Genomic DNA, 10,016 nt, shown 5'->3' on the forward strand with positions numbered 1-10,016 from the left:
CCCCCCGGACGCGCGGCCCCCGTTCGACAGCGAAGCCACCTGAGCCCCGGTCGCGCAGACGCCGACGGCGGTCAGTCCGGCCGTACCGGCAGCGACCGGCCCGCGAGGGAGCGTCGCCCCGCGATCAGCGCGTCCGCGACGAGTCCGATCGCCGTCGCCGCGGAATCCGAGGGGGCGCCGACGACCACGGGCACGCCGGTGTCGCCGCCGGTTCGGAGGGCGGGACTCAGCGGCACCGAACCCAGCAGGGGCACCGCGGTGATGGCATCCGTCGACAGGGATGCGGCGACGGCCGCTCCGCCGCCGCTGCCGAAGAGGTCGAGCACGGAGCCGTCGGGCAGGGTGAAGGCGGCCATGTTCTCGATGACGCCGATGACCCGCTGACCGGTCTGACGCGCCACCAGGCCGCTGCGGACGGCGACCTCGGCGGCTGCCGTCTGCGGCGTCGTGACGACGAGCACCTCGGCGTGCGGCAGCAGCTGACCGACGGAGATGGCGACGTCTCCGGTGCCGGGCGGCATGTCGATGAGGAGGACGTCGAGATCGCCGAAGTGCACGTCCGTGAGGAACTGCGAGATTGTGCGGTGCAGCATAGGCCCGCGCCACGCGACGGCGGCGGGTGCGTCGGGCGGGAGGAACATCCCGATGGAGATCGCCTTCACCCCGAACGCGACCGGCGGCAGCATGAGGTCGTCGAGACGGGTGGGCTGCGGCGGGCGTCCGTCGGCGTCGACCAGCCCGAGGAGCGCGGGAATCGAGAAGCCGTGGACGTCGGCGTCGATGAGGCCGACGGCGAGCCCGCGCCCGGCGAGGGCGACCGCGAGGTTCGCCGTGAGCGTCGACTTGCCGACACCGCCCTTGCCGCTCGTGACCGCGATGACGCGGGTCAGCGAGTCGGCGTCGAACGCCGAGCGCCTGGGGCCTCGGATGCGTGCGACGAGGGCGGCGCGCTCGTCGGGGGTCATGACACCGACCTCGACCTCCACGGCATCGATGCCGGGAACGGATGCCGCGGCGCCCCGCACGTCGCGCTCGATGCGGTCGGCCGCGGGGCAGCCGACGATCGTCAGCGCGATCGCGACACGGGCGACGTCACCGTCGACGGAGACCTCTCGCACCATGTCGAGCTCGCCCAGCGGGCGTCGGAGTTCCGGATCGGCGACCGCGGAGACGGCCTGCCGGACCTGTGCGGCATCGGTCACCGCGCATCGCCTTCGGCGGGGCGGTCGCGCTCGTCGAGCTTCTCCAGCAGCGCCTTCAACTCGGAGCGGAGCGCGTCGCGGGTGAGGACCTCGTTCTGCATGTCGGTGAGGGCCATCCGGAGCGCGACCACCTCGCGGGCGAGGTACTCGGTGTCGGCGAGGTTGCGCTCGGCACGCTGGCGGTCCTGCTCGATCTGCACGCGGTCACGGTCGTCCTGCCGGTTCTGCGCGAGCAGGATGAGGGGCGCGGCGTACGAGGCCTGGAGCGAGAGCACGAGGGTCAGCGCGGTGAAGCCGAGCGCAGCGTCGTCGAAGCGGACGGATTCGGGGGCGACCGTGTTCCAGGTGATCCAGGCGATCGTGAACAGCGACAGGATCAGCAGGAATGCCGGAGTGCCCATCGCACGGGCGATCCACTCCGTGAAGCGGCCGAATCGGTCGCGCGAGGGCTGCGGCGTGCGGGAGAGCACGCCGGTGCGACGGCCGCGTGGGGCCTCGAACCCCGACTTCGGCGCCCGGGCCATCATCGGCGGGCCTCCCCCGGCTGCGAGGACGGGGAGCCGTCGTGCGAGCGCCAGTCCTCGGGCAGCAGGTAGTCGAGCACGTCATCGACGGTGACCGACCCGACGAGGTGGTGCGCTCGGTCGATGACCGGAAGGGAGACGAGGTTGTAGCTCGCGAGCATGCGGGCGACCTGGGCCGCCGTGGCGGACACGTGCACCGGCTCGACGGTGTCGTCGATGATCGCGCCGAGGCGCTCATGCGGGGGATAGCGGAGCATCCGCTGGAAGTGGACGACGCCGAGGAGGCGCCCCGTGGGCGTCTCGTACGGCGGCAGGGTGACGAACACGGCGGCCGCGAGGGCGGGGTGGAGCTCGTGACGGCGGATGAGGGCGAGGGCCTCGGCCACCGTGGCATCCGCCGACAGCACGATCGGCTCGGTCGTCATCAGTCCGCCGGCGGTGTCGGGGCCGTGCTCGAGCAGGGCGCGGACGTCCTCTGCCTCCTCGGGCTCCATGAGGTCGAGGAGCTGCTCGGCGCGCACGTCGGAGAGCTGACCGAGCACGTCGGCGGCGTCGTCGGGCTCCATGGCGTCGAGCACGTCGGCGGCCCGCTCGTCGCCGAGCGCTTCGAGGATGTGGACCTGCTCGTCCTCGGGCATCTCCTCGAGGGCGTCGGCGAGACGGTCGTCAGAGAGCTCTTCGGCGACCTCGAGCAGGCGCTCTTCGGGGAGATCGAGGAGCGTGTTGGCGAGGTCGGCGGGCTTCAGCTCGGAGTAGGAGGCGACGAGGAGCTCGGCGGACTGGGTCTGCCCCGCGACCTGCTGATCGCGCACGTCGCTCCACTGTGCGAACGTCGTCGGCCCCTTCGCGAACGGCGAGGCGCTCGTCTTCGGGCGGCGCAGGAACAGCTGCCCCACCTGCCAGTCGCCGAGCCGGTCGCGTTCGATGGCGACGTCCTCGATGACTGCCGAGCCGGAGCCGTCCTGCAGGTGCACGCTCCGCCCGATGAGTTCGGTCATCACGCGCACTTCGCCACCGCGCTGCTCGAAGCGGCGCACATTGATCAGACCCGTGGTGATCACCTGGCCGCTGGCGATGGAGGTGACCCGCCCGATCGAGAGGAAGACGTTGCGCCGGCCCGGGATCTCGACGACGAGCCCCACGACGCGGGGCGGATCGTCCTTCCGGTAGATGACGACGACGTCGCGGACGCGGCCGAGCCGGTCGCCCGCGGGGTCGAAGACGGCGCACCCCGTCAGGCGTGCGACGAAGACCCGCTGCGTGCTCACCCGACCAGCGTAGACCGCGTGGGCCGCCCCGCACTCTCGGGCCACGCCGAGGTCTGCGTGTCAAGATGGTGCGATGAGCATGATGGGCGGCGCCCCGAAGGAACACGGCGCGACGGTGGCGGAGTACACCACGTATGAGGCGGCGCAGAAGTCGGTCTCCTCGCTGATCTCCGCCGAGGTGCCGGCACAGGACATTGCGATCGTCGGGCGGGGACTGCGCTCCGTCGAGCGCGTCACCGGCAAGCTCGGCTACGCCACCGCGGCCCGTTCGGGGGCGATCAACGGCGTCCTGCTGGGACTCCTGTTCGCCGCGATCTTCGTGCTCGGCAGCCCCGAGGCCGCTCTGCAGGTGTTCGTCGGGGTCATGCTCGTCGGCATCGCGCTCGGCATGATGATGAGCATCATCAGCTACGCGATCGTCCGCCGGCGTCGTGACTTCACCTCGGTCACGCAGGTCGTGGCCGACCACTACGACGTCACGGTGCTCCCGCGAAGCTTCGCGAAGGCTCGCGAACTCCTCGGGTTCAGCGCCGCCCCGTCGGCCCCCGAGCCGGTTGATCTCTCCGTCCCGCCCCGGTACGGAGAGCGCATCGACCCCTCTCAGCTTCCCGGCGAGAAGGTCGACCCGGCGCCGCAGCCGCCGCAGGAGAAGGTCGATCCCGCTCCCGAGCAGCCGCTCGAGCCGCCCCGCTACGGTGAGCGGATCACGCCCGCAGGCCCCGGTGAGAAGGTCGATCCGGCTCCTGAGCCGCCCGCCCAGCCGCCGGCATCCGCTCCCGGCCGATGATCCGGGTCGCCCTGCCCGCCGGCGACGTGGAGGTGGGTGAGCTCGTCGACGAGGCGGCGGAGCCCTGGGCGGTCCTCGCGCTCGCGCACGGCGCCGGAGCCGGCATGGATCATCCGTTCCTGGGCGGCCTCGCCGGGGCACTGGCCGGCGGCGGCGTCAGCGTCGTGCGGTTCACCTTCCCGTATCTGCAGGCGGGCAGACGGATGCCGGGGCCTGCCGCCCATGCGACGGCGACGTGGTCGGCGGTCGCCGAACGCGCGCGGGAGGTCGCCGCGGGTCTGCCGTGGATCGCCGCCGGGAAGTCCTACGGCGGACGGATGGCGTCGATGGCGGCGGCCGAGGGACTCATCGACCCGGCGGCACTGGTGTACGTCGGCTACCCGTTCCACCCGCCCGGCCGCCCCGACAAGGCGCGCTCCGCGCACCTGCCTGCGGTCGCCGCGCCCCAGCTCTTCCTCGCTGGCACGAAGGATCCGTTCCTGCAGCCGCTCGACCAGTTCACGGGCGCCGTGGACACGTGTCAGGACGCCGAGATCGTGTGGACCGAGGGCGGTGGGCACTCGTTCGAGGTCGCCGGCGCGAAGCGGGGCGCAGCCGAAGTGGGCGCCGGCCTCGCACCGGTGGTGCTGTCGTGGCTGGAGCGCCGGCTTCAGCGTCCCGCCGCGTAGCCCTGCATCCCGCGGGGGTTCGCCGCCGCCCACATCACGCCCCGATCGGCGTCGCGCCCCACGGCGGAGAGCCGCCCCAGCGCCCAGTCGCCGGCACGCGTGACGTCGTGTCCGCGCTGGGTGAGCTCCGCGATCACCTCGTCGCCGAGGCGATCCTCCACGACCGCGGCGGGGGGCGACCACGTGCGCGGCCAGAACGATTCGACCATGCCGAGGGTGTGCAGGGTTGGGGCATCGATCGCCTGCTGGGCGGTGTAGCCGCCGACGATCATGCGCAGCACCATCGGCAGCTGCCACTGGTCCTGCTGGTCTCCGCCGGGGGTCCCCATCGCGATGGTGGTCGTCCCGTCGTGGATGAAGGTCGGCGACAGCGTCGTCCGGGGCCGGCGTCCCGGTGTGAGTGCGGCGGGTGAGGCCTCGTCGAGCCAGCACATCTGCAGGCGCGTGCCGAGGCAGAACCCGAGCTCGGGGATCGTGGGGGAGGACTGCAGCCATCCGCCCGACGGGGTGACGGCGACGATGTTCCCCCACCGGTCGACGACGTCGATGTGGCACGTGTCGCCACGGGTCTCGCCCGTTTTCGCGACGGTCGGCTCGCCGGTGCCGGCGGTCATCTCGGTGCCGGGATGCCGCAGCGGCGGCTGCCACGAAGCAGCACCGTCCCGCGTCGCGGGCCGCCAGGTCGCCGAGGCCCCGTCGCCGAGGTCGGCGCGACGGACGGAGAGGGTGTCCTCCGCGAAGAGCCAGTCGAGGTCCGCACCATCACCGAAATGCGCGTCCCGGTCGGCGAGGACGAGCTTGAGCGTCTCGAGCACGGTGTGCGCGCCGGCCGCGGTCGCGACATCGAACCGTTCGTCGGGAAGCGGCTCGAGAATTCGGAGCGCCTCCAGCAGGACCGGTCCCTGCGTCCACGACCCCGCCTTGAACACGGTGCGTCCGCGGAAGGTCGCCGACAGCGGCTCCTCGTACCCGGCCGAGAACGTCGCGAAATCGGCCTCGGTCATCACGGCGGCGTGGTCGGTTCCGCTCGAGTGGCGGTGCGGCGTGCGAAGGAACGCGGATGCCGCCTGCGCGACGATCCCGGTGCTCCACTCCCGCCGCGCGGCGTCGATGCGCCCCTCGCGGGTGTCCGCCGGGGAACCGGCGTCGATCAGGCGTTCGAGGACGGCGGCGTAGGCGAGGTTGCGGTGCATCTCCCCGGTGCGGGGCGCGCGCCCGTCGATCAGCCAGAGGTCGGCGGAGGTCGGCCAGTGCTCGGTGAACAGGTCGACCACGCGTTCGATCGTCGCGGCCGCCGTCGGCACGATCGGGTGTCCGTCGCGGGCGTAGCCGATCGCGTACGCGAGCACGTCCGCGATCTCCCACGTGCCGTGATCGCGCAGGAGCAGCAGCCACGCGTCGACGGCGCCCGGGATCGCGGCCGCGAGGCCACCGGCTCCCGGGACCAGGTCGAGCCCTTCGCGGCGGAAATGGGCGATGTCAGCGCCCGCAGGCGCGGGGCCCTGCCCCATCAGGACCGTCGGGCCCGCGGCATCCGCCGGCTGGAAGAGCCCGACCAGGTCGCCGCCGGGACCGTTCAGGTGGGGCTCTGCCAGGTGCAGCGTGAACCCGCCCGCGCAGGCGGCGTCAAAGGCGTTGCCGCCGCGCTCGAGCACGGCCTGGGCGACGGCGGTCGCGGTCGGGTGGGTGGAGGCCGCCATGCCGAACGTGCCGGTCAGCTGCGGCCGGGTCGTGAAGGACGCCGCGGGGGTGAAGCTCACGCCCGGCGGCCTCCCGCCGCGATCCACGCTTCCACCTCGTCGGCGGTGCGCGGGATGGCCGCGGACAGGTTCACCGGACCGTTCTCGGTCATCAGGACGTCATCCTCGATGCGCACGCCGATGCCGCGGTACTCCTCGGGGACCGTGAGATCGTCGATCTGGAAGTAGAGCCCCGGCTCGATCGTGAAGACCATGCCAGGCTCCAGCTCGCCGTCGTAGTACATCTCCCGCCGCGCCTGCGCGCAGTCGTGCACGTCGATGCCGAGGTGGTGGCTCGTGCCGTGCACCATGTACCGGCGGTGGTGACCGCCGCGATCGGCGTCGAGGGCCTCCTGCGCCGTCACCGGGAGGAACCCCCATTCGGCGACGCGCTGCGCGATGACCTCCATCGCCGCTTCGTGGAGCGCACGGAACTTGACGCCGGGCCGCGCGATCGCGAACGCGGCGTCGGCAGCCTCGAGGACGGTGTCGTAGATGGCGCGCTGAATGGGGGAGAAGCTCCCCGAGACCGGGAGGGTGCGGGTGATGTCGGCGGTGTACAGACTGTCGACCTCGACACCGGCGTCGATCAGCACGAGATCGCCGGGGACGACGGCGCCGTCGTTGCGCGTCCAGTGCAGGTAGCAGGCGTGAGGGCCCGACGCGGCGATCGTGTCGTACCCCTCGCCGTTGCCGTCGGTGCGCGCGCGGAGGTGGAAGACACCCTCGATGGCGCGCTCGCCCCGGGGCGTGTCGATGATGCGGGGGAGGTCGGCGACGATGTCGTCGAAGCCGCGCGCGGTGGTGTCCACGGCGAGCTGCATCTGCGCGATCTCGTACGGGTCCTTGAGCAGGCGCAGCTCCGAGACGAACCGGGTGAGGTCGTCGTCCTCGTCCACGACGAGGTCCCCGTCGGATGCCGCGAACGTGTCGACATGGGCCGTCGCGATGCCGAGGTCGTCGGCGACGCCGGCGAGCGAGGGGCGGGGACCGATCCAGAACTCGCCGATCGCCGCGTCCGCGTAGAACTCCGCGGTGGTCCGGTCAGCGCGCTCACGGAGGTACAGCGTCACGGCGTGGCCGTCGGCGGTCGGGTCGAACACGAGCACCGAGTCGGGCACCGCGTCGGCTGCCCAGCCGGTGAGGTGCGCGAAGGCGGAGTGAGCGCGGAAGGGGTAGTCGGTGTCGTTGGAGCGCTGCTTGAGACCGCCGGCGGGCACGACGACGCGCTTGCCGGGGAAGGCGGCCGACACCGCGGCGCGCCGCGCAGCGGCGTAGGGCGCCTGCGCGCGCTGCGGCGGAGCCGACTCGGGCCGCTCGGCCCACCCGGTGGAGATCGTGTCGAGGAACCCCTGCGGGAACGGCTGGCGGCGGTTGGTGGTGCCGGTGCTCTCGGCGGTCGCCGCCGTGTCGATGGTCGACTCCGCCTCAGGGGCAATCGTGTCGCGCTCGTCGGTGCTCATCCCTCAAGTCTCGCACCGTCGGACCGGCCCGGCACCACGGCGGGGCGGTGTCGCCGAGGTCACCCCGCGGGTTCGAGCTGGACGACCACGGGACGGTGGTCGCTCGCGCTGCCGTCCATCGAGGTGAGGACCACCGAACCGGTCGCCTCCCAGGCCCCAGTGGCCATGACGTGGTCGATGGGTGCACCCAGCAGCGCCGGCCAGGCGGTGTCCCAGGTGCCCACGGCGCCGTTGCCGGTCGCCGTCGCGGCATCCCGGCACCGGCCGAGGTGGCCCCCGTCGGTCCCGAGCCGGTCCATGTGGTCGATGGTGGCGTTGAAGTCCCCGGCCATGATCACGTTCGCGCTCGCACACTGATCGGCGAGCCATCGCAGATCGCGGCGCCAATCGGCCATCGCGCTCTGACGCGGCGCGACGGCGTGCACCGCGACGATCGTCGGTCCGTTCCCGTCGACGGGCATCGCGACGACACTCGGGACGACAGAGGTGTTCGAGGTGCCCGCGACCTTGGATTCGACGACGGCGTAGTCGCCGAGGCGGGGGGAGATGAGGAGGGTCGTGTAGGTGGCATCCCACCCTTCGTAGTTCTCCTCGTGCACCCACATCGGGTTGCCCCGCTCGCGCATCGCGATCGCGATCTCCCGGCCGGTGTCGGCGTTGGTCTCCGGGAGCGCAACGATGTCGACCTGCATCGCGATGGCCGACTTCACGACCGCCTGCACGTCGGTCGCCTCGCCCGCCGTGTTCCAGGTCATCACACGGACGCTGTCCTCGGTCGCCGCGGGCAGATCGGTGCTGCCGAGCCCTCGGGCGGCGAGGATGCCGCCGTTGCCGAGCGCCGCGGCGAGGGCGACGAGCGAGATGGCCGCGCCGAAGGCGCGCGTGCGCCGCGACGTGCACAGGAGCAGGGCCACGAGGAACACCGCCGCGAACCCGATCGCGAGGACCGGGCGGAGCGAGACGAGCTGCGCGAACGGGAACTCACGCTCCAGCCGGAACAGCTGCGGCCACGTCACGATCGCGGCGGCAAGGGCCGCGACGACGGTCACGAGGATCCCCATCAGGCGCAGCACACAGCGACCCTAAACCGACTGGCTGAGGAGTTTCTGCACCGACGTGTCGAGGGGCCCGTCCGCGCTACGCTCGATCCCATGTCAGCCCGGATGCCCTTCCCCACGGAGCATTCCGGCTCAGCCGACCTCCACCTCCACTCCGCCCACTCCGACGGCACGGAGCCGCCGGCCGAGGTGATGGCCGCGGCCCACCGACACGGCATCCGCGTCGCCGCCCTCACCGATCACGACACGACGGCCGGCTGGCCGGAGGCGGCCGATGCGGCGACCTCGTTGGGGATGACATTCGTCCCCGGCATGGAGCTGTCGGCGCGCCACGACTGGCGGAGCGTCCACGTGCTGGCCTACCTCTTCGACCCCGACCACGCCGCGCTCCGGAACCTCACCGACCGCATCCGCGAATCGCGCCTGGGCCGGGTCCGCAACATGGTCGACCGCATCGGAGAGGACTACGACCTCACCTGGGACGACATCCTCGAGCAGACGGCACAGGATGCCACGGTGGGGCGCCCCCACATCGCTGACGCACTGATCGCGCGCGGGCACGTCCGCGACCGGGGTGAAGCCTTCGACGGCATCCTCAGTCCCGACAGCCCGTATTACGTCTCGCTGTACGCGCCCGATCCCGTGACGGCGGTCGCGGCGGTCGCGGACGCCGGCGGGGTGCCCATCATCGCCCATCCCGCGGGACGCGACGGCATGCTGCCCCCGCGCATCATCGATCGGATGCTGGAGGCCGGCCTGGCCGGCTTCGAGCTCGGCCACCGCGAGAACGTGGAGCCCGGCGTGACGCGGCTGCGGAAGCTCGTGGCCGAGCGCGATCTCATCGTCACCGGGTCCAGCGACTACCACGGCCGGGGCAAGCCGAACCTGCCGGGGGAGTTCACCACCTCCGCCGACATGGTCGCCCGGATCATCGAGCGCGGCTCGGGGTGGGCTCCGGTCATCCCCTGAAACGACTCGACCGCCGCCCCGAGGGACGACGGCCGATCGTGTCGGTGCGATCAGGCTCCGGCTGCCGGGGCTCCCGCTCCGGAACCGCCGCGACGGCGACGGCGACGACGCGCCGGCGCGGGCTTGCCGTCGTGGTGCTCCTTGCCCGCACCGTCGTGGGTGCCGGCGCCCTCGGCGTCGCGGGGTGCCTTCTCGGACGATGCGTGATCGCCGGACGGGGCGGCAGCGGCATCCGCGCCCTCGGTGAACGTCGAGCCGACTTTGTCGTCACCTGACCCACCGCGGCGACGGCGGCGGCGGCGCGTGCCACCCTCGCCCGCGCCTTCGGCTGCGACATT

Annotated in this window: 9 protein-coding genes and 1 pseudogene; 3 read left to right on the plus strand and 7 right to left on the minus strand. The window is 72.4% G+C overall.

Annotation, left to right across the window (positions count from 1 at the left end; translation table 11 throughout):
* Positions 1-71: 71 nt before the first annotated feature.
* From ACHFGS_RS12310 to ACHFGS_RS12320, 3 genes are read right to left on the minus strand one after another with little or no spacing between them, the layout of a single operon-like run.
* Positions 72-1,202 (minus strand): Mrp/NBP35 family ATP-binding protein, encoded by a 1,131-nt coding sequence (locus ACHFGS_RS12310; protein WP_394278663.1) that lies wholly within the window; start codon positions 1,200-1,202, stop codon positions 72-74.
* Positions 1,199-1,726: a DUF1003 domain-containing protein gene (locus tag ACHFGS_RS12315; RefSeq protein ID WP_394278666.1), complete on the minus strand. Its 528-nt coding sequence runs from the start codon at positions 1,724-1,726 to the stop codon at positions 1,199-1,201. Before ACHFGS_RS12315 ends, ACHFGS_RS12310 begins: the two co-directional genes overlap by 4 nt.
* Positions 1,726-2,994 (minus strand): magnesium transporter MgtE N-terminal domain-containing protein, encoded by a 1,269-nt coding sequence (locus tag ACHFGS_RS12320; RefSeq protein WP_394289495.1) that lies wholly within the window; start codon positions 2,992-2,994, stop codon positions 1,726-1,728. The genes ACHFGS_RS12315 and ACHFGS_RS12320 overlap by 1 nt, the downstream gene beginning before the upstream one ends.
* A 73-nt stretch (positions 2,995-3,067) precedes the next feature.
* Here ACHFGS_RS12320 and ACHFGS_RS12325 point away from each other — a divergent pair, with 73 nt between their 5' ends.
* Both ACHFGS_RS12325 and ACHFGS_RS12330 read left to right on the plus strand, forming a co-directional pair.
* Positions 3,068-3,781: a general stress protein gene (locus ACHFGS_RS12325; protein ID WP_394279299.1), complete on the plus strand. Its 714-nt coding sequence runs from the start codon at positions 3,068-3,070 to the stop codon at positions 3,779-3,781.
* The gene (locus ACHFGS_RS12330) at positions 3,778-4,449 is read left to right on the plus strand and encodes an alpha/beta family hydrolase (RefSeq protein ID WP_394279298.1); all 672 of its coding nucleotides are present in this window, start codon (positions 3,778-3,780) and stop codon (positions 4,447-4,449) included. The genes ACHFGS_RS12325 and ACHFGS_RS12330 overlap by 4 nt, the downstream gene beginning before the upstream one ends.
* Here ACHFGS_RS12330 and ACHFGS_RS12335 read toward each other — a convergent pair.
* The 3 genes from ACHFGS_RS12335 to ACHFGS_RS12345 are packed head-to-tail and all read right to left on the minus strand — an operon-like array spanning position 4,431 to position 8,724.
* Entirely contained in the window at positions 4,431-6,209 is a 1,779-nt protein-coding gene (locus tag ACHFGS_RS12335; RefSeq protein ID WP_394289496.1) for a gamma-glutamyltransferase family protein, read from the minus strand. The two genes, ACHFGS_RS12330 and ACHFGS_RS12335, sit on opposite strands and share 19 nt — an antisense overlap.
* Complete coding sequence (locus ACHFGS_RS12340) at positions 6,206-7,651, minus strand: aminopeptidase P family protein (protein WP_394289497.1); 1,446 nt, start codon at positions 7,649-7,651, stop codon at positions 6,206-6,208. The genes ACHFGS_RS12335 and ACHFGS_RS12340 overlap by 4 nt, the downstream gene beginning before the upstream one ends.
* Before the next feature lie 59 nt (positions 7,652-7,710).
* Positions 7,711-8,724 (minus strand): endonuclease/exonuclease/phosphatase family protein, encoded by a 1,014-nt coding sequence (locus tag ACHFGS_RS12345; RefSeq protein ID WP_394279295.1) that lies wholly within the window; start codon positions 8,722-8,724, stop codon positions 7,711-7,713.
* A gap of 78 nt (positions 8,725-8,802) precedes the next feature.
* On the opposite strand from ACHFGS_RS12345, the gene ACHFGS_RS12350 reads away from it, so the two are divergent.
* On the plus strand, positions 8,803-9,678 hold the full coding sequence (locus ACHFGS_RS12350; protein WP_394279294.1) for a PHP domain-containing protein: 876 nt from the start codon (positions 8,803-8,805) through the stop codon (positions 9,676-9,678).
* 50 nt (positions 9,679-9,728) lie between these two features.
* On the opposite strand, the pseudogene ACHFGS_RS12355 reads toward ACHFGS_RS12350, so the two are convergent.
* Positions 9,729-10,016: pseudogene (locus tag ACHFGS_RS12355) on the minus strand (ATP-dependent helicase); the annotation flags it as partial.

Source organism: Microbacterium sp. (genome assembly GCF_043427715.1).
Classification (GTDB): domain Bacteria; phylum Actinomycetota; class Actinomycetes; order Actinomycetales; family Microbacteriaceae; genus Microbacterium.

Coding starts and splice junctions, on each gene's coding strand:
- ACHFGS_RS12315 (WP_394278666.1), bottom strand. CDS start 1,726: ATGGCCCGGGCGCCGAAGTCGGGGTTCGAGGCCCCACGCGGCCGTCGC.
- ACHFGS_RS12325 (WP_394279299.1), top strand. CDS start 3,068: ATGAGCATGATGGGCGGCGCCCCGAAGGAACACGGCGCGACGGTGGCG.
- ACHFGS_RS12330 (WP_394279298.1), top strand. CDS start 3,778: ATGATCCGGGTCGCCCTGCCCGCCGGCGACGTGGAGGTGGGTGAGCTC.
- ACHFGS_RS12340 (WP_394289497.1), bottom strand. CDS start 7,651: ATGAGCACCGACGAGCGCGACACGATTGCCCCTGAGGCGGAGTCGACC.
- ACHFGS_RS12350 (WP_394279294.1), top strand. CDS start 8,803: ATGTCAGCCCGGATGCCCTTCCCCACGGAGCATTCCGGCTCAGCCGAC.